The 25,755-nt window shown below is 68.3% G+C and carries 18 protein-coding genes; 11 read left to right on the top strand and 7 right to left on the bottom strand.

Going from position 1 to position 25,755, the window contains the following annotated elements:
• Window positions 1-5: 5 nt before the first annotated feature.
• The gene (locus PX554_RS04230) at window positions 6-1,451 is read left to right on the top strand and encodes a family 8 glycosyl hydrolase (protein WP_275499247.1); all 1,446 of its coding nucleotides are present in this window, start codon (window positions 6-8) and stop codon (window positions 1,449-1,451) included.
• A gap of 39 nt (window positions 1,452-1,490) precedes the next feature.
• On the opposite strand, the gene PX554_RS04235 is transcribed toward PX554_RS04230, so the two are convergent.
• Window positions 1,491-4,469 carry a TonB-dependent receptor gene (locus PX554_RS04235; protein ID WP_275499249.1) on the bottom strand — a complete coding sequence of 993 codons (2,979 nt, stop codon included), beginning with the start codon at window positions 4,467-4,469 and terminating at the stop codon, window positions 1,491-1,493.
• Between the two features lie 218 nt (window positions 4,470-4,687).
• Here PX554_RS04235 and PX554_RS04240 point away from each other — a divergent pair, with 218 nt between their 5' ends.
• The 6 genes from PX554_RS04240 to PX554_RS04265 all read left to right on the top strand — a co-directional run bounded on the left by PX554_RS04240 (window position 4,688) and on the right by PX554_RS04265 (window position 14,467).
• Complete coding sequence (locus tag PX554_RS04240; RefSeq protein ID WP_275499252.1) at window positions 4,688-5,893, top strand: rhamnogalacturonan acetylesterase; 1,206 nt, start codon at window positions 4,688-4,690, stop codon at window positions 5,891-5,893.
• 10 nt (window positions 5,894-5,903) lie between these two features.
• Window positions 5,904-7,439 (top strand): rhamnogalacturonidase, encoded by a 1,536-nt coding sequence (locus tag PX554_RS04245; protein ID WP_275499254.1) that lies wholly within the window; start codon window positions 5,904-5,906, stop codon window positions 7,437-7,439.
• A 73-nt stretch (window positions 7,440-7,512) separates the two neighbouring features.
• Window positions 7,513-10,575: a glycoside hydrolase family 35 protein gene (locus tag PX554_RS04250; protein ID WP_275499256.1), complete on the top strand. Its 3,063-nt coding sequence runs from the start codon at window positions 7,513-7,515 to the stop codon at window positions 10,573-10,575.
• A complete protein-coding gene (locus PX554_RS04255; protein WP_275499258.1) occupies window positions 10,572-11,795 on the top strand; it encodes a glycosyl hydrolase 53 family protein in 1,224 nt (407 codons plus the stop codon). Before PX554_RS04250 ends, PX554_RS04255 begins: the two co-directional genes overlap by 4 nt.
• A 12-nt stretch (window positions 11,796-11,807) precedes the next feature.
• Entirely contained in the window at window positions 11,808-12,923 is a 1,116-nt protein-coding gene (bglB, locus tag PX554_RS04260) for a beta-galactosidase BglB (RefSeq protein ID WP_275499260.1), read from the top strand.
• Between the two features lie 26 nt (window positions 12,924-12,949).
• Window positions 12,950-14,467, top strand: a complete 1,518-nt coding sequence (locus PX554_RS04265) for an MFS transporter (protein WP_275499980.1) — start codon at window positions 12,950-12,952, stop codon at window positions 14,465-14,467.
• A gap of 95 nt (window positions 14,468-14,562) precedes the next feature.
• Here the strand turns inward: PX554_RS04265 and PX554_RS04270 are convergent, their stop codons facing one another.
• Both PX554_RS04270 and PX554_RS04275 read right to left on the bottom strand, forming a co-directional pair.
• Window positions 14,563-15,411, bottom strand: a complete 849-nt coding sequence (locus PX554_RS04270) for an alpha/beta hydrolase (RefSeq protein ID WP_275499262.1) — start codon at window positions 15,409-15,411, stop codon at window positions 14,563-14,565.
• Between the two features lie 31 nt (window positions 15,412-15,442).
• Entirely contained in the window at window positions 15,443-16,222 is a 780-nt protein-coding gene (locus PX554_RS04275) for an IclR family transcriptional regulator (protein WP_275499264.1), read from the bottom strand.
• 177 nt (window positions 16,223-16,399) lie between these two features.
• On the opposite strand from PX554_RS04275, the gene PX554_RS04280 reads away from it, so the two are divergent.
• The gene (locus tag PX554_RS04280) at window positions 16,400-17,293 is read left to right on the top strand and encodes an SDR family oxidoreductase (protein ID WP_275499265.1); all 894 of its coding nucleotides are present in this window, start codon (window positions 16,400-16,402) and stop codon (window positions 17,291-17,293) included.
• A 7-nt stretch (window positions 17,294-17,300) separates the two neighbouring features.
• On the opposite strand, the gene PX554_RS04285 is transcribed toward PX554_RS04280, so the two are convergent.
• Window positions 17,301-17,987 (bottom strand): HPP family protein, encoded by a 687-nt coding sequence (locus tag PX554_RS04285; protein WP_275499267.1) that lies wholly within the window; start codon window positions 17,985-17,987, stop codon window positions 17,301-17,303.
• A gap of 74 nt (window positions 17,988-18,061) precedes the next feature.
• Between PX554_RS04285 and PX554_RS04290 the strand changes: the two genes are divergently transcribed.
• Both PX554_RS04290 and PX554_RS04295 read left to right on the top strand, forming a co-directional pair.
• Complete coding sequence (locus PX554_RS04290) at window positions 18,062-18,796, top strand: LamG-like jellyroll fold domain-containing protein (RefSeq protein WP_275499269.1); 735 nt, start codon at window positions 18,062-18,064, stop codon at window positions 18,794-18,796.
• Complete coding sequence (locus PX554_RS04295) at window positions 18,797-19,783, top strand: MBL fold metallo-hydrolase (protein WP_275499270.1); 987 nt, start codon at window positions 18,797-18,799, stop codon at window positions 19,781-19,783.
• 3 nt (window positions 19,784-19,786) lie between these two features.
• Here the strand turns inward: PX554_RS04295 and dld are convergent, their stop codons facing one another.
• Window positions 19,787-21,454, bottom strand: coding sequence for a D-lactate dehydrogenase (dld, locus tag PX554_RS04300; RefSeq protein WP_275499273.1), 1,668 nt, complete (start codon window positions 21,452-21,454; stop codon window positions 19,787-19,789).
• Window positions 21,451-23,022, bottom strand: a complete 1,572-nt coding sequence (locus PX554_RS04305) for a DUF5060 domain-containing protein (RefSeq protein WP_275499275.1) — start codon at window positions 23,020-23,022, stop codon at window positions 21,451-21,453. Before PX554_RS04305 ends, dld begins: the two co-directional genes overlap by 4 nt.
• Window positions 23,023-23,228: 206 nt before the next feature.
• On the opposite strand from PX554_RS04305, the gene PX554_RS04310 reads away from it, so the two are divergent.
• Window positions 23,229-24,497, top strand: coding sequence for an MFS transporter (locus tag PX554_RS04310; protein ID WP_275499276.1), 1,269 nt, complete (start codon window positions 23,229-23,231; stop codon window positions 24,495-24,497).
• A 242-nt stretch (window positions 24,498-24,739) separates the two neighbouring features.
• On the opposite strand, the gene PX554_RS04315 is transcribed toward PX554_RS04310, so the two are convergent.
• Entirely contained in the window at window positions 24,740-25,732 is a 993-nt protein-coding gene (locus tag PX554_RS04315) for a hypothetical protein (protein ID WP_275499278.1), read from the bottom strand.
• Window positions 25,733-25,755 lie beyond the last annotated feature (23 nt).

Below are 25,755 nucleotides of genomic sequence, written 5' to 3' on the forward strand. Positions count from 1 at the left end.
GCACAATGGCCATCAATCGCCCGCTCGGCACGATCCTGACCACCGCGATCGCCGCTGCCCTGCTGGCGATCAGCCCGGTGGCCGCGCAGACCGCCGCGCCCGCGCCCCATTTCCCCGGTGACGGCCAGGGCGCTTTCAAGACGCACCGGTACCGCGATCTGTTCGCCGAGCAGCTCGGCACCGCCCCCGGCGCGGCGCGCGCGAAGATGGAGGCGGCGTTCCAGCAATTCTTCCACGGCGACGGCCAGGAACAGCGCGTTTATTTCGAGACCGGCGCCAACGCCAACGGTCCGCTCGCGTATGTCACCGATTGGGCGAACAACGACGCGCGCACCGAGGGCATGAGCTACGGCATGATGATCGCGGTCCAGCTCGGCCACAAGCGCGAGTTCGACGCGCTGTGGAACTGGTCGAAGACGTACATGCTCGTCACCGATCCCAAGAACCCCTCGGTCGGCTATTTCGCCTGGTCGATGGCGACCGACGGCTCGCCGCGCTCGACCGGCGCCGCGCCCGATGGCGAGGAATATTATGCGATGGCACTGCTGTTCGCCGCGCGGCGTTGGGGCAATGGCAAGGGAATCTATGATTATCAGGCCGAAGCCGACAAAATCCTGCGCGGCATGCGCCACCATCCAGTCCTGACCGGCACGCCGCCGTTCCGCATCCACCCCGGCGACGCGCCGTTCGTCCAGCCCGACCGGCCGTGGCCCAGCCCCAACAATCGCGCGGCCGCCGTCGAAGCGGCGAAAGCGGGCACACCCTGGCCGCCCTTCCGCCCCGATCGCACGCCGCGCCCCGTCACGGTCGGGCCGATGGTCGATGAGGCGCACATGATGGTGCGCTTCGTCGCCGAAACCAACGTCGATGGCACCGACGCCTCGTACCATCTGCCCGCCTTCTACGAACTGTGGGCGCGCTGGGGTCCGGCCGAGGACCGCGCGTTCTGGGCGCGCGCCGCCGATGTCAGCCGCGCGTTCTTCGTCACCGTCACCAACCCGAAGACCGGCCTCGCTCCCGATCGCAGCCATTTCGATGGATCGACGATGCTGACGCGCGACGGCAAGCCCGATCCGTTCGGCTATGATAGCTGGCGCACCGTCAGCAACTGGTCGGTCGATTACGCCTGGTGGGGCAAGGATGCGCGCCAGCGCGCGCTCAGCGACCGGGTGCAGGGCTTCCTCGCCGCGCAGGGGATCGACCGCTTCGCCGATCGCTACACGCTCGATGGCACGCCGCTCTCGACGCGCCACTCGCCCGGCATGGTCGCGGCGGCCGCGGTCGGCGGATTCGCCGCGACGCCGGGCGCGAATTCCAAGGCGTTCCTCAAGGCGCTGTGGGACATGCCGCTGCCGACCGGCGAGCAACGTTATTTCGACGGCATGCTCTATCTGATGAGCATGCTCCACTGTAGCGGCGAATTCCGCATCATCGACGGGCCGGGCCGATAAGCGCCGTTCGACCCGCGATGGCGCCCACCACCAACCCGATCAGAAACGCGCGTTGACGCCCACCGCGAAGGTGCGGCCCACCCGCGTCTGGTACAAGGTGTCCTTGCGCTGGCTGTCGGTATAGAGCCGGTTCTGCTCGTCGGTGAGGTTCTGCGCTTCGATGATGAGCTTGAAATTCTCGGTGATATTGTACGAGGCTGAGGCGTCGACATACGTGGTCTGCGCATTGCCTTGCAGGTCGCTGCCCGCCGATGCCGGGATGCCGCGGATGAACGGCCCGCGATAGTTGATCGTGCCGCGGATGCTAAACCGGCGATCCTCGTAATAGAGCGTGCCCGAGGCGGTGTTCTTGGACAGGCCGACGAGATCGTTGGTGGTGGTGACGGTGCAGACGCCGGCGACGCTGGTCAGGCAATAATTGATCCGCGAGGTGACGTGGGTGTAATTGCCGAGCGCGCCGAAATTGCTCAGCACACCGGGCAGGAAGCTGAACGGCACTTGCGCGTTGATCTCCACGCCCTTGAGCTTGCCGCCCGGCGTGTTGACCGGGCGCGTCACGCTGAACAGCTCGGTCGGCTGGGTGTTGCTGCCGTCGAGCAACGCCACCGGTAGCCCGAGGTCCGTGTACGGCACCAGGCTGGTCACGCTCTGGATATAGGTCTTGATGTCCTTATAGAAGAACGCCGCCGACAGCAGCGAGCCGGGCCGGAAATACCATTCGAGCGCGGCATCGAAGGTGTTCGCGCGGATCGGCTCGAGCAGCGGGTTGTTGACCGTGCCGGTGCGCGTGACCGGGTTGACGCCGCTCGTCGGGGTGAGCACGCCCAGTTCCGGGCGCGACATCACCTTGGCGCCGGACACGCGCAGCAGCAGGTTCCGGATCGGCTCGAACACGATGTTCGCTGAGGGCAGCCAGTCGTCATAGCTCCGCGTCACCGCGCCATAGAGGCCGGTCACGCCGGTCGGCGAGGCGGCGCTCGCGGTCGATACATAGCCCGACGAGAATTGCAGCGTGTTGATGTAGCGCACGCCGACATCGCCGCGCACGCCGAAGCCGATCGTATCGGTCAGATCGAACACGCCCATCGCGAACGCGCTCTTCTCCTCCTCGCGAACGATCGGTTTGGGGCTGCCGCATTCGATGGTGCAGCTTCGCGATGCGCCGAGATTGGCGGTGTCGTAGAGTTTCTTCCAGTCGAGCGTCGCCCAACTCGCCGGCGCGCCATTGCCCCAAAGGGCGCCGAAATCGGTGATCCGAGACGAGATGCTGGCAAGCGACGTGCCGGCGGGCAGCGGCTTCACCAGCGTGTCGGCGGTGTAATAGCGGGTGTCGATGCCCGACTGCTTCGATTGGCGATATTGCGCGCCGCCGCGCAGCGTGAGCGCGTCATTGATCTCCCATTCCGCCTCGAACTCGGCGAGATAGCCGTCGGTCGTCGTGGTCGCGGGCTTGCCCTGGAGCGAGAAGCCGCCGAGCACCGTGCCGTCGGCGAGTCCGGGCGCATAGTTGAAATTGGCCGGGTCGGTCACGTCGAAGCCGAAGCCGAGCAACGGGGTGGTGCCGCCCTTGCGGTAATCGAGCGTGAAGCCCTTATCGATCGCGTCCATGAAATATTGCACGCGCTGGTGATCGTCGAACACGGACTGGTTGAGGCCGAACTTGCCGGTGATCTTCAGCCGGTCGGTAAAGCGGTGCATGAAGTTGAGGTTGGCCTGTTTGAACGTCGAGGTGAAATCGGCGTGCAACCCCTCCGAACGGATATCGACGCCGTTGAACGCGCCATATTGCACCGAGCCGAGCGACGACAATTGCAGGTCGGTGACCGAGGTCATCGGCTGGCCATCGTTCGACGCCGATCGGCCGAACGAGATCGCGCCGAGATAATTGTCGTCGCGAATGACGTGGAAGCGCGAATAGAGCAGGTCGAGCGAAATGTCGGTATCGTCGCCGTCCTTGAACTGGAGCGTCAGCGTGCCCGCGATCCGCTCCTGGCTCTGCGTCGAGTTGAGGTAGCGCGGAATACGCGGGAAGAACGCGCCGCTGCCCGGTGTGTTGGGGGCGTCGGCCCGGCGCGCGTTGACGATCGCGTTGTAGGCCGAAAGGCTGCCGGTGCGCGGATTGTTGGTGCTGCAGTTGGTCGCCGTGACACCGCGCAGCGCGAGCTGTGCCGGTGTCTGCCCGGCGGTGTTGATCGGCGCGCCGATCGGCGAGCAGAAACCGCCGTTGGTGTTGGCGGACAGGATATCCACCGCCGAATAGCCGACTTCGCGCAGGTGGCGCTGGTTGTACGCGACCGAGCCGAGGATGCCGAACCGGCCCTCGCCGAATTTCTTCGATATGAGCGCGGACACGCGCGGATCGGCGCGCTTGGAGATTTCGCCGTAGATCGCCCGTCCGGTCGCGGCGGCGACGAAATCGTCCTTCTGGTCGAGCGGATGTGGCGCGGCGAGATCGACCGTCGCGCCGAGCGAACCTTCCTCGATATCGGCGGACGGCGTCTTGCGCACCGAAAGCGACGAGAAGATCTCGGTCGGGAAGACGTTGAAGTCGAAGCTGCGGCCCGTGTTGCCCGCGCCGTAGATGTCGGAGCTGCCGGTCTGCGAGGTGCCTTCCATCCCGTTGATGCGGACGCGCGTGAATTGCGCGCCGAGGCCGCGCACCGATATGTTCTTGCCCTCGCCGCCGTCGCCCCGCGCGAGCGCGACACCGGGGATGCGCTGCATCGATTCGGCGAGGTTCGAATCCGGGAATTTGCCGATGTCCTCGGCGACGATCGAATCGACCGCGGCGGTCTGCGAGCGTTTGAGGTTGAGCGCGCTGTCGAGCGAGGCACGGAACCCCGTCACGACGATATCCTGCACCTCCGCGTCGGACGGTGGCGTGGCGACCGGGCGCGAACCGCCATCCTCGGCGGATGTCTGCGCGTGGGCGGGAAGCGCGAGCCCGGCGGCGATCATCAGTGCCGCGCCGGACGTGCAATGGAGCCACGCCGATGTCTTCTGGAACGTACCCGCCACGCCAAACCTCCCCTTTGATAGCAACTTTATTGTCCCAATGTTTTACATTGTGGAACATAGTTGATGTATATGGTTGAAAATCGGATGTATGAAAAGCCGGAAAGTTCCATTGACGCGCAGATATTCCCTAAATATGGAAATTATCAGCGCTTTATGGGACCAAACGGAAGCCCGTCGGGCGCGGTGGCCGCTTGGATACCCGGCGGAGAGGATGCCCGATGCCCGTCAACGCCGCGTTCGCCTTGATGCTCGCCGCCGCCTCGCCGGCGGGCGCGCTGCATTTCGATCTGTCGGCGAATGCGCCTGACCGCCAGCCGTATCGGGCGGGCGGGCACGGGGTCGAGCCGGGCGGGTCCGCCGCCGATTTCGCCTTTTCGGTGGCGGTGCCGGAGGGGCTGTACCGCGTCACCGTGCGGCTCGGCGACCGCCGCGTCGCGGCGGAGGCCACCGTCAAGGCGGAAGCGCGCCGGCTGATGCTGCGCGGCGTCGCGACGCGCGCCGGACAGTTCGTCACGCGCAGCTTCCTCGTCGACGTGCGGACCCCCGCGCTCCCCCCGCCGCCGCAGAGCGCGCCCGGCGGCGCCACGGTCCGCATCGACGCGCGCGATCGGGCGGAATATACCTGGGACGACAAGCTGACGCTGGAGTTCCTCGGCGATCCGCGCGTGACCTCGGTCGATATCGTGCCGGCGACTGCGCCGACGCTGTATCTGGTCGGCGACTCCACCGTGACCGACCAGTCCGCCGAACCCTATGCGAGTTGGGGGCAGATGCTACCGGCGATGCTCGACGATACGGTCGCGGTCGCCAACCATGCGCGCTCGGGCGCGACGCTCAAGAGCTTCCTCACCGATCTGCGCTTCGACAAGGTGCTGTCGCGGATCAAGCCCGGCGACTGGCTGTTCATCCAGTTCGGGCATAACGACCAGAAAGCGGAATGGCCGCAGACCTACGTGGCGGCGGATACGACCTACCCGGCCTATCTCGCCGCCTATATCGCCGAGGCGCGGCGGCGTGGTGCCTTCCCCGTGCTGGTGACCTCGCCCGAGCGACGCACGTTCGACGCGCGGGGGCGGATCAAGGAAACGTTGGGCGGCTATCCGCAGGCGGTGCGCGCCCTGGCGCAGGCGCAGGCCGTGCCGCTGATCGACCTCAACGCGGACAGCCGCGCGATCTACGAGGCGCTCGGGCCGACCGTGGCGCCCCGCGCCTTCGCGAACGACGGCGCCGATCTGACCCATCATGACGATTACGGCGCCTGGCTGCTCGCCAGCGCGGTTGCCGAGCGGATTCGCGCCGCCATCCCCGCGCTCGCGTCGCACGTCGTCATGCCGCGTTTCTCGCCCGCGCATCCACCCGCGCCGTCCGAGGTGGCGATCGTCGCGAGCGCCGCGCGCGCCGCCGATCGTCCGGCGGGGAGTTGAAGCGATGTGGATGAACCGCCGCGATCTCACCTTGGGCATGCTCGCGACCCTGGCGCTGATGCCCGCCGCCGCGCTGCCGTTCACGCGGCACCTCGCCCGCCGCTTCGACGTGCGCGATCACGGCGCGCGCGGCGACGGCGTTACGATCGACAGCCCGGCGATCAACGCCGCCATTCTCGCGGCGTCGCGGGCGGGCGGCGGCACCGTCGTCGTGCCGCGCGGCCGTTACCTGTCCTTCTCGATCCGGCTGAGGAGCCGCGTCACGCTCCTGCTCGCCGCCGGCGCCGTCATCGAGGCGGCCGACCTCGCGCGCCACCCCGGCCGCTACGACGTGCCCGAGGCGGGAAGCGACCAACTTTATCAGGATTTCGGGCACAGCCACTGGCGCAACAGCCTGATCTGGGGCGAGGACGTCTCCGAAGTCGCGATCGTCGGCCCTGGGCTCATCCACGGCGCCGGCCTCACCCGCGACGGCCCCGGCGCGCGCTGGAAGGCGCAGACCGGCGAGCGCCCGCTGTCGATGCGCGGGATGAGCGCGCGCGAGATCGCGGCGCTCGAACCCGACTGGAACCGGATGATCGGCCTCGGCAACAAGGCGATCGCGTTTCGCGGCGGGCGCGACATCCACCTGTCGGGCTTCTCGGTCCTGAAAGGCGGGCATTTCGCGATTCTGGCGACGGGCACGCGCGGGCTGCGCATCGATGGCCTCACGATCGACACCGACCGCGACGGCATCGATCTCGATTGCGTGCGCGACGTGGTCGTCGAGCGCTGCCGCGTCAATTCTCCCAATGACGACGCCATCGTCGTGAAGAGCAGCTTCGCGCTCGGTCGCGCGGTCGCGGCGGAGGACATCGTGATCCGCGACTGCGCCGTGTCGGGCTATGACATGGGATCGTTGCTCGACGGCACCCGGCGCACGACCCAGCAGTTCGCGCCCGACCGCGACCGCGTGACCGGGCGGATCAAACTCGGCACCGAATCGAACGGCGGCTATCGCAACGTCCGCATCGAGGATTGCAGCTTCACACATTGCCGTGGCCTCGCACTCGAAACGGTCGATGGCGGGGTGATGGAGAACGTCGTCGCCCGCCGGCTGACGATGCGCGACGTGACCACCGCGCCGCTGTTCCTGCGGCTCGGCGACCGCCGGCGCGGCCCCGAGGGCACCGGCGTCGGCGCGATCCGGGGCGTGACGATCAGCGACATCGACGCGCGCGGCATCGATCACCGCTTTCCCGCCGCGATCGCCGGCCTGCCCGGCCACCGCATCGAGGATGTCTCGCTCAGCCGCATCCACCTGTCCTATCGCGGCGGCGGCACGGCGCAGGATGCGCGCGCCGTGCCCGAGGAGCATGCCAGCGCCTATCCCGAGCCGAGCATGTTCGGCGCGCTGCCGTGCTGGGCCTTGTGGGTGCGCCACGCCGAGCGGCTGCGGATCGACCGCTTCACCGCCGAGACCGCCACGCCCGACAGCCGCCCGCCCTTCGTCTTCGCGGACGCGCCCGGCCTGTCGATCGCGCGCACGCCGCTGTTCCGTGCTTGACGTTTGACACGCGCCACCAGTACATTGCCCATATTACGGAATGCTATTTCATAATATGGCGGGAAGAGGGGCAATGAGCGAACGCGCATCGCAAACGCATTTTCGCCGAAGCGCGCGCACGCCGCTCGGTCGAACGCTCGCCGCGCTGCTGACGGCGGCCTGCCTCCTGTCGCCCGCCACCGCGCAGGTCGCCAAGCCGACCGCCAATCTCGCCGCCCCGGTCCGCAGCTTCGGCCGCGTCTCCTACGATGCGCGCTCGCTGATGATCGACGGCAAGCGCACGCTGATCTGGTCGAGCGAGTTCCACCCCTTCCGCCTGCCCAGCCCCGATCTGTGGCGCGACATCCTCCAGAAGATGAAGGCGAGCGGCTTCAACACCGTCGCCGTCTATTTCGACTGGGGATATCACAGCCCGAAGCAGGGCGTGTACGATTTCAGCGGCATCCGCGACATGGATCGGCTGCTGACGATGGCGGAGGAAGCGGGCCTCTACGTCATCACCCGCGCCGGCCCCTATGTGAACGCGGAATTGTCGCGCGGCGGCTTCCCCGGCTGGCTCGTCAACCAGCGCGCCAAGGCCCGCACCGACGATCCGCAATATCTGGCCGCCGTCGATGAATGGACCAGCCGCATCGACGCGATCATCGCCCGCCATCAGATCAACGGCGACGGCAAGGGGCATCGCGGCACCGTCATCCTCCACCAGATCGAGAACGAACTGTCCGCGACCACCGCGTCGCAGCGGCGCTACATGGACCATCTGTACGCGCACGCGCGCGCGGACGGCATCACCGTGCCGATCTTCCACAACGATCAGGGCCGCAACGGCAATTGGGTGCCCGACGGCTCGCCGGTCGCGCGGGTCGTCCACGGCCCCAACGATCTCTACGCGTTCGATGGCTATCCGGGCGGCACCTGCACCGTGCAGGGCAAGCCGACCCGCGACGTCGCCGCGCCCGACTGGGGCTTTTACGGCCCCGGCGGCGCGAAGGGCGGCGCCTCGGCATCGCCCGACACGCCCGGCTTCCTCGCCGAATTCGGCGGCGGCTGGTTCGATTATTGGGGATCGAACGGCGGCTATGATTGCAACGCCATCCAGCGCGGCAAGCGTTTCCAGCGCGTGTTCTACGGCACCAATCTCGCCAACGGTATCGGCATCCAGAGCTTCTACATGGGCTATGGCGGTACGAGTTGGGGCTGGCTGCCCGCGCCGGTGGTGTTCACCAGTTATGATTATGGCGCGGCGATCTCCGAACCGCGCGACATCCGCGAGAAAGCCGGAGAACTCAAGCAGCTCGGCGGCCTTATCGCCTCGGTGCCCGATCTCGCCGGGATGGTGCCGGCGCGGCCGGTGGCGATCTCCTCCCCCGCCATCCAGGTCTATCACAACCGGAACCCCGAGAGCGACGCACGCTTCCTGCTGGTGACGCACAAGCCCTCCAACGCGCGGAGCGACGACCGTTTCACCGTCACCGCCGATCTCCCCGACGGCCGGTACACCCTGCCGCTGCGGCTTGACGGCTTCGATGCCAAATGGCTGGTCGCCGGGGTCGATCTCGCCGGGCAGCGGCTGGTCTATTCGACCTCCGAGCTGCAAAGCGCGCAGACGATCGACCACGCCGCGCTGCTGCTGCTCTACGGGCGCGCCGGTGAGGCGGGCGAGACCGTGCTGCGCTATGCCTCCGCGCCCACCGTCGTCGTGGTGGAAGGCACGGCGACGAGCGTGTTCGATGCCGCGACGGGCGATCTCAAGCTCGGCTACACGCATGCCGGCCGCGCGGTCGTGCGGATCAGTGGCGGCGGCCGCCCGCCGCTCACACTGATCCTCGCCGACGAAATCGAGGCGGTCCGATATTGGCGCGAAGACAGCGCGGCGGGGCCGGTGCTGGTGCGCGGCCCGGCGCTCGTCCGCACGGCGGAGAGCCGGGGCGGTGTGCTGGCGCTGACCGGCGACACCGCCGCCGACACGCCGCTCGAGCTGTGGGCACCGAAAGCCGTACGCGCGGTGCGCTGGAACGACGGCGCCGTGCCGGTGAAAGCGACCCCCGCCGGCAGCCTCGCCGCGATCCGCCCGCTCGCCGGCCCGGCCGCCGTGACATTGCCCGCGCTCGCCCACTGGCGCACCGCCGACGGCGTTCCCGAAACCGCGCCGGGCTTCGACGACGCCAACTGGCAAGCGGTCGACACCCGAGCCAGCGCCAGCATCACCGCGCGCCCGGACGGCCAGCCCAACATGGGAATGGATTCCTACGGCTTCCACGACGGCGACGTCTGGTATCGTGGCCGCTTCACCGGCGCGCCCGATGCGAAGACGCTGGCATTGTTCTACGGCGCGGGCGGATCGGGGTTGGTACAGGTCTGGCTCGACGGCGTCTTCGTCGGGCAGGACGAACTGCCCGGCGGCCTGCCCCGCCCGATCACCACCGGCGGCGCGCGCTTCACGCTTCCCGCGACCGCACAGGCGCCGGGCGAGCACGTCCTGTCGATCATGATCCGCAACGACGGCCATAATTGGGATCTCGACGCCGACGATTACCACAAGGAAGCGCGCGGCCTGATCTCCGCATCGCTCGAAGCGCCGGGCGGCCGCAGCTTCGGCATCCCGATCGCCTGGCGGATCCAGGGCCGGCGCGGCGGCGAAGACCTGCCCGATCCGGCGCGCGGCCCGGCCAACAGCGGCGGCCAATATGGCGAGCGACAGGGCTGGCATCTGCCGGGCTTCGATGACCGGACGTGGGCGGCGGCGACGCTCCCCGCCGCAGCGGCGAAGGCCGGCACCACCTGGTACCGCACCGGCTTCGATCTCGCGGTGCCGAAGGGGCAGGATGCGACGATCGGCGTCTCGTTCGGCGATCCGGCGGCACCGCGATCGGCCGCGCGCTACCGCGCCTTGCTGTTCGTCAACGGCTGGAACATGGGCCAGTTCATCGCGCATGTCGGCCCGCAGCGCACCTTTCCGATCCCCGAGGGTATCCTCGATCATCACGGCCACAATGTCATCGCGCTCGCCGTCACCAGCGACGGCGCGCCCGGCGACGCGCTGGAGGCGGTGAAGCTCGTCACGCTGCGCACGGTGGCGGGCGGCGTTCCCGTCCGTATGGTCGCCGCGCCGCGTGCTCCGGCCGAACTGAAGTGAGCGCCGTCTCGCTCTCGCGGCGCGCGCTGGGAGTCGGCGCGGGCGGGCTGCTACTCGCGGGGGCGACGCGCGCCGCTGCCGTCGCAACGCGCCCGTGGCCCTATCTGATCGGCGCCGACATCTCATGGGTGCCCGAGGACGAAGCGGCGGGCGCGCGCTATTACGAAGGCGGCATCGAGCGCGATCCGCTGGCCATCTTCCGCGATGCCGGCTTCAACGCGATCAAGCTGCGCTTGTTCGTTGATCCCGCGAACGGCTATTCGCGCGGCAAGCCGGGTGGGCCGTGGTGCGGCCTCGCCCAGGTCATCGACTTTTCGCGGCGGATCAAGGCGGCGGGCTTCCACCTCTCGCTGACGCTGCACTATTCCGATACCTGGGCCGATCCCCAGCATCAGGACAAGCCGGCGGCATGGGCGGGGCTGCCCTTCCCGAAGCTGGTCGAGGCGGTGCACCGGCATAGCCGCGATTCGCTGGCGGCGATGGCGGCAGTGGGCGCCGCGCCCGATCTCATCATCATCGGCAACGAGACCACGTTCGGAATGCTCTGGCCCGACGGGCGCGTGCCGCTGACGATCCCAACCGGCAATCCCGTCACCGACCGCACCCACATGCAGGTCGCCGGCGCGGGCGGCTATGATCGTTTCGCCGCCTTGCTGAAGGCCGGCATCGCCGGCGCGCGCGAAGCCGTGCCGGGCGCGAAGATCGCGCTGCACAACCATCTCGGGCGCCACTGGCCGATCGTGCAGGCGTGGATGGACAATTTGCTGCGTCGTGGCGTGCGCTTCGATGCGACCGGCTTCTCCTGCTACCAGCAGGCGGCCGAGGGTGATTGGGCGCGCACCTTCGACGCGTTCGAACGGCGCTATCCCGATCACGGCTTCTTCGCGATCGAATATAGCTCGCGCAAACGCTATCTGAACGATCTCGTTCACGGCCATCGCGCCGGCTGGGGCAGTTTCATCTGGGAACCGACCCGGCATCAGGAAGCGATCTTCACGCGCAACGGCGTCAACGCCGGCGAAGGGCCGAGGCCCAACCTGCTGTCGCAAGGCGCCAACGGCGCGGAGGCGCCCGGCGGCGCATCCGGCGCGGCCCCGACCCTGCCAGAGGATCATGGCGGCCGCTACGATGCCGATCCCCGCTTTCTCGATCTCTATCGCCACATGGCGCGCGATTACGGCCTGTCGGCCACCGCGCGCCCCGCCCCGACCCGCAAGTAACAGGAGATACCCTTGGCCGCTCTCACCCACGACATCCCGCGCACCCAGGTGACGGCGGCGATCGGTCGGCTGATGGACAATCTCCTCTCCATCACCGACGAAACCGGCGCGTTCCTGCTCCATCTCGAGGACGGGCGGATCATCGACACCAAGGGCTGGGCCGGCTGGGAATGGACCCACGGCGTCGGCCTGTTCGGCATGTGGCGCTATTACGAGCAGACCGGCGACGCGCGTGCGCTCGGCATCATCAAGCAATGGTTCGAGGATCGTTTCGCCGAGGGCACGCCGACCAAGAACATCAACACGATGGCGCCGTTCATCACGCTCGCCTACCTCCACGAACATGCGCCCGATCCGCGCTACATCCCCTATCTCGACACCTGGGCGGAATGGCTGATGGCGCCCGACGGCCTGCCCAAGACCGAGGACGGCGGCTTCCAGCACATCGTCTATAACGACGAGAATCCCGGCGAATTGTGGGACGACACGCTGATGATGTCGGTGCTGCCGCTCGCCAAGATCGGGCTGCTGCTCAATCGCCCGCACTATGTCGAGGAAGCCGAGCGCCAGTTCCTCGTCCACATCAAATATCTGTTCGACAAGAAGACCGGGCTGTGGTTCCACGGCTGGGACTTCAACGGGCGCCACAATTTCGCCGAGGCGCTCTGGGCGCGCGGCAATTGCTGGGTGACGATCGCGATTCCGGAGATCATCGAGATCCTCGATCTGCCGCACGGCGACGCGCTGCGCACCTTCCTCATCGACACGCTCGCCGCGCAGGTGAAGACGCTGGCCGAGACGCAGGACGCCGAAACCGGGCTGTGGCACACGCTGATCGTCGATCCCGAAAGCTATCTCGAAGCGTCGGCGACGGCGGGGTTCGCCTATGGCATCCTCAAGGCGGTGCGGAAGGGCTACCTCCCGCGCCAGTATGAAGCGGTCGGCATCAAGGCGGTGCGCGGCGTGCTCGCCCATATCGACGAGACGGGCGAACTCAGGCAGGTCAGCTTCGGCACCGCGATGGGGGACACCTTGCAATTCTACAAGGACATCGCGCTCACCTCGATGCCGTACGGACAAAGCCTGGCGATCTGCGCGCTCGCCGAATTCCTGCGCAGCTACATCTGACTTCCGGGAGCGCCGCCGTGGAGACCGTGTCCGACACCACCCGCCACGCGCCCCGCCGCGTGCGGCTGCACACCTATCTCGCCTATGGCGGCAACGACGTCCTCGGCGCCGGGTCGATGGCGGTGGTCAGCACCTGGATCTTGATCTTCTACACCAGCTTCTGCGGGCTTTCGGCGGCGCAGGCGACGATCATCTTCGGGGTGGCGCGCGTGCTCGATGCGTTCACCAGCCCGCTGATCGGGCATCTCTCGGACAATCTCGGGCGGTCGTGGCTCGGGCGCCGCTTCGGGCGGCGGCGCTTCTTCATCCTCGCCGCGATCCCGCTGCTGCCGTCTTTCGCGGTGATGTGGGTCGCGGGCCAGGGCTTCTGGTATTATCTCGTCACCTACGTGCTGTTCGAGATGGTCTATGCGATGGAGATCATCCCCTATGAGACGCTCGCCTCCGAAATGGCGACCGATTACGCCACCAAGGCGAAGTTCGCGGGCGCGCGCATCCTGATCGGCCAGGTGTCGGCGATCGCCGCCGCGTTCCTGCCGGGCTGGCTGATCGCATGGCTCGGGCCCGACTCCCCCGACACCTATCTTTACATGGGCATCATCTTCTCCGCGCTGTTCATGGCCGCCGCCACCTTGCTGTACCTGTTTAGCTGGGAACGCCCGCGCGCCGCCGGGCTCGACGACGCCGCGGGCGACCGCCCCACGCTCGGCGCGGCCTTCGCCGCCCTGTACCGCAACCTGTGGTCGACGCTGCGCATCCGCGCGTTCCGGCTTCACCTCGGCATGTACCTCGGCGGCTATATCAGCCAGGACATCTACAACGCCGCCTTCACCTATTTCGTGATCTTCGCGCTGGCGGGATCGACCGCGATCGTCGCCAGTCTCGTCGGCGTCACCTATATCGTCCAGCTCGTCGCGGTGGTGCTGGCGATCAACTTCGCGCTGCGGCTCTCCCCCGCCGCCGCCTATCGCTTCGCCGCGCTGAGCTTCGCGAGCGGCGTGGTGATCTTCCTGGCGATGTACGCGGCCGGCTACACCGCCACCGCCGCGCTGTTCTGGCTGCCGGTGGTGTTCGCCGGGCTGGGGCGCGGCGCGCTCAACTATATTCCGTGGGCGACCTACAATTACATGGCCGACGTCGACGAGATCGTCACCGGGCGACGGCGCGAGGGCGCGTTCGCGGGCGTGATGACCTTCGTGCGCAAGATGAGCCAGGCGCTCGCCGTCATCCTCGTCGGGCAGGTGATGCAGGCGGCCGGTTTCGTGTCGAAATCGGCGCAGCAAAGCCCGCAGGCGATCGCGGCGATCGTCGCGGTGCTCGGCGCCGGCACGCTGGCGATGCTGGCGTTCGGCGTGCTGGTCTCGCTCCGCTTCCGGCTGACCCCGGCGACGCACAAGATCCTGCTCGACGAGATCGAGCATCTGCGCCGCGGCGCGCGCACGCCCTCCTCGCCGGAGGCGGCGGTGGTCGTCGAGGCTTTGTCGGGCTGGCGCTACGCCCGGCTGTGGGGCAACAATCCCGTCGCGGCGCCGCGCGCGCGCTGAGGCTCCGGCCCCCGCCCGTTCGTGTCGAGCGAAGTCGAGACACCCGCGCACGGGCCGGTCCCTCGACTTCGCTCGGGACGAACGGCTTTTATCGATTACAAAAACCCAACCTGCCGCAACCACGCTTCGCACAGGCCCGGCCACGCCGACACTGGCAACCCCGGCGTATCCAGCGCGAAGCCGTGCGGCGCGTCGCCGAAGACGTGGAGGTCGGCGACGGCTCCCGCCGCGCGCGCCGCGCCATACAGCCGCAGCGCATTCTCGACCGGGACGACCGCGTCGTTGCCGGAATAGACGATGAACATCGGCGGCGGCGCGGGCAGAAGCTGCGCGTCGGGCTGGAGCCGGTCGTACAGCGCCTGCTTCTCGGCGGGCGGCAGCGGCGGCTTGTCGGGCCGCAGCGTGCGGCCCTTGGCGTTGGTCGAGAGCGGGCCGTAGCCGACCACCAGCACATCGGGCCGCGTCGTCGCTTCGCCATGCGGCGCGGGCGGCTCGCGCCATTCGGCCGGATATTCGGCGGCCAGGCACGCGGCGAGATGCCCGCCCGATGACAGGCCGACGACCCCCAGCCCCGCCGGCGCCGCCCCGCTCGTGCGGATACGCCGCATCGCCGCGCGCGCGTCGTCGAGCGGCGCCGACGGCCCCGTCGTCGCGTCGGGAAAGCGATGGATCAGCACGAACGCGTGATAGCCGAGGCCGGTCAGCCAGCGCGCGACCTGCACCCCCTCGCGCCCCGCCATCAGCGCGACATAGCCCCCGCCGCCGAGCACCAGCATCGCGCGGCCATTGGGCGCGGCGGGCGCGAAGCCGAGCAACACCGGCTCGGCGACCGCCGTCACCACCGCCCGCTCGGGCGCGGCGGCGGCATCCTCGAGCGTGAAGGCACGCTCGCTCGCGGTATCCGCCCATATTGGCCAGAGGGTATCGGCGCCGAGCTTCGTCATGATGTCCCCGCTTCGGCGCCGGACGGCGCCGCTATTTCGCGCCCTTGTAGCCGATCGCCGCGCTGACCTGATTGGCGGCGCGCGCGACCTGCGCGGCGAGATCGTCGATCGTGTCGTCGGTCAGATAATGCGCCGCGCTGGCGATGCTGATCGCGATGCAGATCTGGCCCCGCGCGTCGCGCACCGGTGCGGCGATCGAGCGGACCCCATCGCCGAGTTCGCTGTCATGGAGCACCAGCCCGCGTTCGCGGTTCTCGCGCATCATCGCGATGAAGCGGGTGCTGCGCGCCGAACCCGCCGGCTCCCCGGTCGCCTGCTGGTAGAGCTGCGCCCAATGCTCGTCCGGCTCGTCGAGCAGCAGCGCCTTGCCGATCCCGGTTTCCGCGATCGGGCGGCGATCGCCCGGGGAGGTCGCGACGCGCAGCCGTTGCCGCCCGGTCACACGGTCGAGGTGGCGCGACCAATCGCCCTCGCGCTTGCCCGCGAACACGCAGAAGCCGGTCCGCTCGGACAGCAATTCCATGAACGGGCGGGCGATGTGCATGAAGTTGATCTGCTCGGTCGCCAGCGCGCCGAGCTGGAGCAGCTTCGGCCCGAGCGCGAAACCGGTCGGCGTCACCTGCAGATAGTTGCGTGACGCCAGCGCCTGCACCAGCCGGTGCGCGGTCGTCTTGCTCATCCCCAGCTTGCGCGCGAGATCGGTCGCGCGGATCGGCCCGGCGATCACCTCGTCCATGATATCGAGCGCGCGCATCAGCGTCTGCGCGCCTTTCACGCCCGCCGGTTCCTGCTTTTCGTCCTGCTCGTCCATCACTCTCATCTCGTTCCGCGCGGCAGCGCGGATTGCCGGACCTACGCCGAGATGGTGGCGCGAGTCAGCAGCTTTTTGATCGCCGGCGCTTTCGGGAACGCCCGGCGGCGGGCGTCCGCGATCGGGAACCACCGCGGCGCTCGATCGCTGAAGCGCTGATCCTTCAAGGAGTTACCCATGAGCGACCGCCTGACGATGCAAGATCCGCGACAGCAATATCCGCGCCCGCCCTTCCCCCGCCAGCCGCAGCCGGTGCCCGGCCTCGCACGCGCGCTGGACCCGAAGCCGGATCACGGCGAGACGAGCTACACCGGCTCGGGCAAGCTGAAGGGGCGCAAGGCGCTCATCACCGGCGGCGACAGCGGCATCGGCCGCGCCGCCGCGATCGCCTTCGCGCGCGAGGGCGCCGACGTCGCGATCTCCTATCTTCCCTCCGAACAGCCCGACGCGGCCGAGGTGATCGCGCTGATCGAGGCCGAGGGCCGCACCGCGGTCGCGCTGCCCGGCGACATCACGGACGAGGCATGGTGCCGCGATCTGGTCGCGCAGGCGGTCGAGAAGCTCGGCGGGATCGACATCCTCGTCATCAACGCCGGCCACCAGCAGAACCGCGAGGATATCTCGAAGGTCACGTCCGAAGATTTCGACGTGACGCTCAAGACCAACCTCTACGCGCTCCACTGGATCACCCAGGCGGCGGTGCCGCATCTGCCGGCGGGCGCCTCGGTCATCACCACCGCCTCGATCCAGGCGTATGAGCCCTCGGCGATCCTGCTCGATTACGCGACCACCAAGGCGGGCATCGTCGCCTACACCAAGGCGCTCTCGAAGCAGCTCCTCGAAAAAGGCATTCGCGCCAACGCGGTCGCGCCGGGCCCGTTCTGGACCGCGCTGCAACCGTCCGGCGGGCAGCCGCAGGAAGTGATCGAGAAGTTCGGCTCCGAAAGCCAATACGGCCGCCCCGGTCAGCCGGTCGAGATCGCGCCGGTCTATGTGCTGCTCGCCAGCCAGGAGGGCAGCTACATCACCGGCGAGGTGTTCGGCGTGACCGGTGGCGCCGGAATCGCCTGAACCGCCGTCAGGCGCGGCGGCGGAGGTCTTCGTACAAGGCTCTCAGGTCCGCCGCGTCGATGTCGAGCGTCTCGCCATATTCGGCGAGCACCGCGTCGAAATCGGCGGGGGTGAGCGCGTCGGGCGCGGGCTTCGCCGTGGCGTGGGCGCGGTGCGGATAGGAATGGCCGGTCGCGGTGTTGAACGCGATCGCGACGATCATCAGCAGCAGCGAGTTGAGCAGCACCGGTTCCAGCACGAAGCCATAGCCCGCGGCGGCGATGCGGCCGCCGCCGAGCACCGCCGTCAGCGCCACCGCGCCGCTCGGTGGATGGACGCAGCGCAAGGCCGACATGGCGGCGATGCTGAGCCCCAGCGCGATCGCGGACGCCGTGACGGGATCGGCGATCGTCCGCGCCGCCGTCACGCCGATCAGTGCGGCGATCAGGTTGCCGCCGACGATTGGCCAGGGCTGCGCGAGCGGGCTGGCCGGCACCGCGAACAGCAACACCGCCGATGCGCCCATCGGCGCGATCAGGAACGGCAGCCCGGACGAGCCCACCCCCATCCACCACGCCGACACGAACCCGATCAGCACGATGCCGAGCGCCGCGCCGAGCGCGCCGCGCACCCGCTCGCCCCAGCCGATCGCGGGCGGCGGCGGCACGAAGGCGGCCCAGAAGCTTCGCACGTCAGGGTTTTTCGGCTCGGTCATGATGGGGCGGGTCGCTACCGGATTTGCGCGGCGCGAGCCACCGATGATAGCAAGCCGGGGACAGGAGGGCCTTGATGCGCAGGCGAGATCTTTTGCGCGGCGCGTTGCCGCTGGCCACGCTCGCGATGCCGCGCCTCGCCTGGGGGAGGCCGACCGGTGATCTCTGGCGGTTCGATTCGCTGCGCTCGGTCGCCGGGCTGCCGGTCGAGGTGCTCGGCGCCCCCACCCTCATCGACAGCCCGTGGGGTGCGGCGACCGCGTTCGACGGCGTCGGCGATGCGCTGCTGATCGGCCGCCATCCCCTGGTGGGGGCGCGCACCTTCACCTTCGAGGCGCTGTTCCGCCCCGATGGCGGCGCGTTCGAGCAGCGGTGGTTCCACCTCGAAGCCGATGACGGCGCGGGCGGCGCGCCGGGCACCGGCACGACGCGGATGCTGTTCGAAATCCGGGTGGTCGATCGAAGCTGGTATCTGGACGCCTTCGTAACCGGCCCCGGCTATAAGCAGACGCTGATCGCGCCGGCGCGGCGCTTCCCCGTCGGCCGCTGGTATCACGTCGCGCAAAGCTATGACGGCCATGTCTATCGCGCGTTCGTCGACGGCGTGGTTCAGGCCGAGGCGCCGCTCGCCTTCACGCCGCAGCGCTCCCCCGGCGGGCCGGGGCGCGCCGCGATCGGCATGCGGATGAACCGCGTCAATTATTTTCACGGCGCGGTCCGGGCGGCGTTCTTCGCGCGGCGCGCACTCGATCCGGCGGATTTCCGGCTGCTGCCCCCCGGCGCGGCGCGATCCGGACGCGGCCACCTCTGAATGCCCAAACGCAATCCCTATCATGCCGGCCCGGTCACCGATCATTTCGATGGGCTGCGCTTCCGCAACGTCGAGAACGAACCCGAAACCGACCGCTCGCTCGGCGACGTGCTGCGCTGGCGCCGCGCCGCGCCCAACACGCCTTGGCCCCGCGCGCTGGAAGTCTCGCCCGTCGTTCCCGAAACACGCGTCGCCGGGCTGCGCGTGACGATGGTCGGCCATGCGACGGTGCTGATCCAGATCGCCGGGCTCAACATCCTCACCGATCCGGTCTGGTCGCCGCGCGCCAGCCCGCTCGCCTTCGCCGGGCCGAAGCGGGTCACCGCGCCCGGCGTGACGCTCGACGCGCTCCCGCCGATCGACGCGATCCTGCTGTCGCACAACCATTACGACCATCTCGACATCGCCACGTTGCGCGCGCTCCACGCCCGCCACGACCCGTTGATCGTGACCCCGCTCGGCAACGATGTGATCGTGCGGCGCCATATCCCGGCGGCGCGGACGGTAGCGCGCGACTGGGGCGAGCATGCCGACATCGCCGGGGGCGCACAGGCGCATGTCGTGCCCGCGCTCCACTGGTCCTCGCGCGGCATTCGCGATCGGCGGATGGCGCTGTGGGGCGGCTTCATGCTCCGCGTCGCCGGGCGGCAGGTCTATTTCGCGGGCGACACCGGCTACGGCACCGGCGCGATCTTCCGTGCGATCCACGCCCGCTTCGGCGCGCCCGATCTCGCGCTGCTGCCGATCGGCGCCTATGATCCACGCTGGTTCATGGCCGCGCAGCACACCGATCCCGACGACGCGATCCAGATCATGGCCGATCTCGACGCGCGCGCCGCGATCGGCATCCACTGGGGCACGTTCAAGCTCACCGACGAGCCCCGCGACGATCCCGCCCTTCGCCTCGCCGCCGGGCTGGCCGCGCGCGGCATCGACCCCGCCCGCTTCGTCGCGCTGCAACCGGCAGAAAGTTTCACGCTGGACTGACGTCTACCCCCAGTGCGCCCGCTTGGAGGTCTGACCGATCCCCGGATTGAAGCTGTTGGTCGGATCAAGCGCCCGGTAATGGGCGGCGAGCGCGGGCTTGGCCGGGTACAGATGGCCGACATTGTGTTCGGCCGGATATTCCGCGCCGCGCGCATCGAGCAGCGCCCACATGCGATGCTCGATCTCCAGCGGATCATGGCCTTTGCGGATCACGTAATCCTGGTGGAAGACGTGGCAGAAGAAATGCCCGTAATAGAATTTGTGCGCGATCGCCGAGTCCAGCTCGGCCGGCAGCGTCTCGAACCAGTCGGTGTCGTTGCGGCGCAGCGCGATATCGAGCGCGACGATATCGGCGACCTCGCGCGCATGCACCGCGCGGTAGCGCACCGCCGCCCCCGCCGCCGCGAAGCGGTGCAGGAACGCGGCGTCGCCCTCCTCACGCGTGCAGCGGAAGAACGCGCCCCGCCCCTGCCCCAGCACCCGCGCGAGCAGCACCTCGGTCGCCTCCGCATCGGCGCCGCTCACGCGCAGCATCAGATGATGTTCGAACCGGTCGCGATAGTCGGTCAGCCGCTTGGGCAAATGGCTCGGGCCGAACCGGGTCGCCACCTGCAGCGCCTTGTCCGCGACATCGCGCAGCCCGACGCGCCGGAACCAGCCATCGACCCGGTCCTTCCAGCGGAACAGCGCCGGCAACCGCGCGGTGCCGAGATGGCGGATCGCGAGGAACGTGTCGCGGCCGTAGCGCTCGGTTAGCACGAAGGCATCGTGGTGGAGATATTCGCCCGCGATCGGCAGCGGCAGCTCGCTCCCCAGCATCTCGCGCCGCAACCGCGTCAGGTCGGCGGGGTCGTTCGATCCGATATAGAACACCGCGGTCGCGGCTTCCTTCGCGAAGGTATCGAGCCGCACCGCGAACACCACGACATGCCCGGCCGATCCCGACGCCTCGAACAGCCGCCCCGGATCGGCGTTGAAGCGCGCCGGCGTGGCGGCATCGACCTCGCGGACATGCCGCGCATAGGCGTGATCGGACGCGCGGCCGCCCTCGCGGACCGCGCCGAAATCCCCGCTTTCGAGCCGAGTCAGCATCTCCTCAGGCGCGTCGCCCAGTTCCACGCCGAGATGGTTGACCAGTTCGAGCCGCCCGTCGCCATCGACCCGCGCGTACAAAGCCAGCTCGGTAAACGCCGGCCCACGCCGCACCAGCGCGCCGCCCGAGGTGTTGCACACCCCGCCCAGCACCGACGCGCCGATGCACGACGATCCGATCACCGAATGCGGCTCACGCCCGAGCGGCGCCAGCGTCCGTTCGAGCCCGTCGAGCGTCGCGCCGGGCAGGCACACCACCTGCTCGCCGCGCCGCACGACATGCACACCGGCGATCCGCCGCATCGAAACGATCACCACCGGGCGATCATATGTATCGCCATCGGGGGTCGATCCGCCGGTGAGGCCGGTGTTGCTCGCCTGCGGGATCAGGATCGCGCCCGCATCCACCACCGCTTGCGCGACCCGCCACAGTTCGACCAGCGACCCCGGCCGCACCACCGCCGTCACCGGCCCGGTGCCGAAACGATAGCCGGTGCGGAACCGATGCGTCTCGGCATCGCCGGTCAGCACATGGCCGGCGCCGACGACCCCGCGCAGCGCCGCGAGCAGATCGCTCACGCGCGCACCAGCCGCACCGCGATCCACGGCGTGCCGGGTAGCGCGAGCGTCGGCCGCACCGGATCGTGGACGTCATAGTCGTTCATCTGCGCCATCGTGAAGGTGCCCGCCGGGGTGATCGTCATGTTCCAGGTATCGATGATGTCGGCGCGATAGGTATGCAAGGCTTCCGCGCCTTTCCCCGGCAGAATGACGGGCCATGCGCGCGGCGCCTCCTCCCCGAAATAGCGCAGATAATAGTCATGCTCGCGCCCGCCGAGCCGATAGCCCCACCAGGTCTGGATCGGGTCGATCCCCGGCACCGGCCCATCCTCGAGGATGCGGCGCAGGAAGCCGAGCCGGGGCGCGCTCGCGCCGTGCAGCGTACCGCCCTGCCCCAGCCACGAGAAATCGGCGTTGCGACCGCTCGCGAAGGTTTCGCTATGCCCGACATAGGTGCCGCCGATCGTGCCCCACCAGAAGCGCTCGACCATTCCCTCTGCCGAGAGATTGCCCCAGCGCTTGTCGATATCGCCCTCATAACAGACCTCGTCGAAGATCACCGGCTTGCCCGTCATCGCGCGGTGAAGCTCGGCGCGGCCGTCGTCGAGCACGGCATGGCCGTTCTGCACGCTGGCATGCGTGATCCACGGTTTGCGATGATCGTAATAGCGCTTGATCTGGTGGATCGAGCGCAGCCGGTCATGCGGATCGGCGGCCTGCAGCACCTCGAACAGATGGTCCCAATCCGCGTCGCTCTTGCTCTTCACATCGTCATATTCGTTGGCCATCGACCACCAGACATGCCGGAACGCGCCGAACCGCGCGGCGACGTAGCGCAGATAGCGTTCGTCATCGGCGCGGCGCATGTCCGAATAGCCGCGTTTCACGTCATAGGGGTGGAACAGGATCACGTCGGCTTCGATGCCGAGCGCGCCGAGCTTGCGGAGCCGATCCTCGTAGCGGCGGAAATACGCCGGATCGAACCGGCTCGCATCCCAGTCGCGCGGCCCCGTGCCGGTGCGCACGAACGGATCGGTCGCGACCGAGGGTACGTTCGGGAACACCAGCATCCGCATCTTGTTGAACGGCGTGTCGGCAAGCGTCGCCAGCGTCTCGGCGCATTTCGCGTCCGATTGCAGCGCCCAGGAATAGCATGTTGTGCCGATCTGCCGGTAGGGCGTGCCGTCGGCATACGCGAAGTGGAAGCCGTCGCGCGTCACCCGCACCGGGCCGTGGTTGCCCTTGCCCGGCGCCCCGCACCGGAACGCGCCGGTGCGCCCGTCGAGCGACGCGGCGTTGCTTTCGGATCGCCAGCGCCACGCGCCGGTCGCGTCGGGGCTGAAGCGGATGCGGTAGGTGCCGTCGCCATCGTAGAAGCCGGGAACCCGGACCCGCCGCCCCGCACATTCGAACACGGCCGCGATGTGCACGTCATCGAACGGATTGCCCTCCGTCGGGCCGGAGAGCGTGGCCTCGAACACGCCCCAGCGCTCGATCTGCACAGGCGGCGTGGCCAGCGCCGGCGTGGCGGCGACCGCGCCGGCGGCGAGCGTACCGGTCAGGATCGTGCGTCGCGATAGGGTCAAGCCATCCTCCTCATGTCTTTCGAAAACGAAACCATTCGAAATCATTTACGTCAATATTTTATTCTATTCGAAAGATGTTCGTCGATAATCGAAGCCGAACCTCTTGCCCCTCTCGGGTCGGCGCGATACGGTGCGCCAATAGCACAAGCGCCCACCGCCCAGCACGAGGACGGAAGGATCGCGCGCCACCATCGGGAGAGACTCTTTTGCCGCACAGCGCCGCCCAGCCCGGTTCGACACGCGCCGACTGGAAGAACACGATCCTCGCCGGGCTCGCCAATTACATCGATGCCGGGTCGATCGTCGCGGGCGGGGTCGCGCTGGCGCTCTGGATGGAGGCGTACAAGCTGAGCGCGAGCTTCGTCGGCGTGATTGCCGCGCTTGGCCCCAATGCGATTTCGGCGGGGCTGGGTGCGATGATCGGCGGGCGACTGTGCGACGCGTTCGGCCGCAAGAAGATCTACCAATATGACATGCTGTTCTACGCGTTCGGCATGGGCTGGCTGGTGTTCGCGGTCAGCCCGTGGATGATCGTGCTCGGCTTCTTCCTGGTCGGGCTCGCGGTCGGCGCCGATATTCCCGCCTCCTGGTCGCTGATCGCCGAGATCGCGCCCGAACGCGAACGCGGCAAGCACAGCGGCGTCGCGCAGGTGCTGTGGTATCTCGGGCCGGTGGTGGTGCTCGGGCTGTTCCTGATCGTCGCGCCGCTCGGACTGCTCGGCGCGCGGCTGGTGTTCGCGCATCTCGCCATCCTCGCGGTGGCGCTGACCTTCCTGCGGTCGAGCATGCATGAATCGTCGCATTGGCTGGAAGCGCAGGCCGCCGAAAAGACCGTGAGCGCGGCCCAGCGCACGGGCCTGCGCGATCTGCTCAAGCCGCGCTACATCGGCGGCATGGCGTTCCTGACCGGAATGTACCTGTTCTGGAACCTGTGGGCGGGCACCAACGGCTTCTTCTTCCCCTATATCCTGCGCACGGTCGGCGCGCAGACCCAGGCGACATCGGTGATGATCCAGATGCTGAGCTTCACCGCCGGCATGCTGTCGATCGCGTTCATCTTCATGCCGCTCGCAGACAAGGTGAACCAGCGCATGCTGTTCGCCGCCTCCGCGATCATCCAGATCGTCGGCATGGCGCTGCTCGCGATCTTCCCGCTGACGCTGCCGGTTGCGATCATCCATGTGTTGATGATGGCGATCGGCCAGGGTTTCGGCGCGCAATCCTTCTTCCAGCTCTGGAGCTCGGAACTGTTCCCGACGCTGCTGCGCAGCACCGCGCAGGGCGTGATGTTCGCGGTGGTGCGGATTTCGCTGGGCTTCTGGTCGTTCTTCGTGCCCGTGCTGACCGCGACCGGCTTCCACACGCTCGCGTGGATCTTGACCGGCTTCCTCGTCATCAGCGGCGCGGTCGGCATGATCTGGGCACCACGCAACGAAGGCAAGACACTCGACGAACTCGAAGCGCGGCTGCGCTGAGCCGCGCCCCGGTTCCGGCCGTTCCACATAACCTGAACCCGCGACCGGTTCGGGAGAATGCCCGTGCCATCTTGAATGTCGGCTACGGGGTCGGCGCCACCGTCATTCCGTTTCGACAGTATTGCCCATTTGGCGTCGCGGACGACATGGATCTGTCCGGCTACCTCACAACCCAGGCACCGCACGCCGCTGGGGCGGTTCAGCGGGACCGCGATGTGGCCTTCGCTGAAGTGGGATCTGCTTTAGGGGGCCGTTGCCGCCGGCGCGACGACACCGGCGACCGGCGCGCTACCGGAGCCGGTCACCGGAGGTGACGGGGTGGCAATCGCGATCGGTGTATCTGCAGGCGGGGGAGTCGAAAGCGACAGGGTGCCGAGCGTAACCGGGGCAGCGCCGTCGAGCGTCACGACCGGGGCCGGCGTTGCGACAGCGATGGGCGTATCGATGGTTCTTACAACCGGTGGCGGCGCCGGCTCATAATAGTCGCGCCAGGCATTGAAAGCCGCGTAGAAATCGACGAACGGCTTGTCGAGCCGCACCAGAGCCTTCCGGGCGAAGGCTGGCAGATCGGTATCCGCAACCTGACCGACCTGCGCGATCTCCCGGCGCGCCACCGCGCAAAAGGCCGCCCGCATCGTCGGCTGGCTGTAGAAATTGTAGATCCGCGTCTGGTTGTTGTCGTAAACCCGCTCCCAGTCCCACCAGCCGGTGGACTGCCATTCGTGACGATAGGCCTGAAAGTAATGGTCGAGCACGGCGGCATGTGTCGTGAGCCAAGCATTATAAGGCTCGACGATTCCGCCGCCCGCCTGATCGCAACCGAGAGCAGCGACATTCAGCGCATTGCGCAGATGCCACACTGCGGCCTGATCGGTATTGTCGATGTTGGGCGTGACGTAGGTGCCGTTCGCAAGTTTGTGTGGAATCTTCATGCCGATATAGCCACCCGGCGGCATCTGCGGGGGTGGCGGCGGCACCGTTGCGACAACCGGTGGTGGCTTCACCGGCGGCGTGGCGCAGCCGGCCACGCCCAGAACCCATCCGGCCAGCACGCCCCGGCCAAGGATCGCACGCAATGTCATCGTCTCGTCCGTATAGTCCGCCGTCGCCTGCTTAGTCCGTGCCGGATGAACTCTGCAAGAATGGCCGGCAAAGGCGCTGGCGGCGCGTGCAGCTATCCCCCTGTTGCAGATCCATACCTGCCCTTCCGCAGTGGCCGAAAAGCTGCCGGGCAACGATCGCCCGCCTCCGGCCTTCA

It is taken from the genome of Sphingomonas pollutisoli, assembly GCF_029167165.1.
GTDB lineage: Bacteria > Pseudomonadota > Alphaproteobacteria > Sphingomonadales > Sphingomonadaceae > Sphingomonas > Sphingomonas pollutisoli.

Excerpts from the sequence above, each read along its gene's own strand:
- PX554_RS04275 (WP_275499264.1), bottom strand. The coding sequence starts at position 16,222 with ATGGACGAGCAGGACGAAAAGCAGGAACCGGCGGGCGTGAAAGGCGCG.
- PX554_RS04285 (WP_275499267.1), bottom strand. The coding sequence starts at position 17,987 with ATGACCGAGCCGAAAAACCCTGACGTGCGAAGCTTCTGGGCCGCCTTC.
- PX554_RS04280 (WP_275499265.1), top strand. The coding sequence starts at position 16,400 with ATGAGCGACCGCCTGACGATGCAAGATCCGCGACAGCAATATCCGCGC.
- PX554_RS04240 (WP_275499252.1), top strand. The coding sequence starts at position 4,688 with ATGCCCGTCAACGCCGCGTTCGCCTTGATGCTCGCCGCCGCCTCGCCG.
- PX554_RS04245 (WP_275499254.1), top strand. The coding sequence starts at position 5,904 with ATGAACCGCCGCGATCTCACCTTGGGCATGCTCGCGACCCTGGCGCTG.
- PX554_RS04290 (WP_275499269.1), top strand. The coding sequence starts at position 18,062 with ATGCGCAGGCGAGATCTTTTGCGCGGCGCGTTGCCGCTGGCCACGCTC.
- PX554_RS04270 (WP_275499262.1), bottom strand. The coding sequence starts at position 15,411 with ATGACGAAGCTCGGCGCCGATACCCTCTGGCCAATATGGGCGGATACC.
- PX554_RS04295 (WP_275499270.1), top strand. The coding sequence starts at position 18,797 with ATGCCCAAACGCAATCCCTATCATGCCGGCCCGGTCACCGATCATTTC.
- PX554_RS04230 (WP_275499247.1), top strand. The coding sequence starts at position 6 with ATGGCCATCAATCGCCCGCTCGGCACGATCCTGACCACCGCGATCGCC.
- PX554_RS04250 (WP_275499256.1), top strand. The coding sequence starts at position 7,513 with ATGAGCGAACGCGCATCGCAAACGCATTTTCGCCGAAGCGCGCGCACG.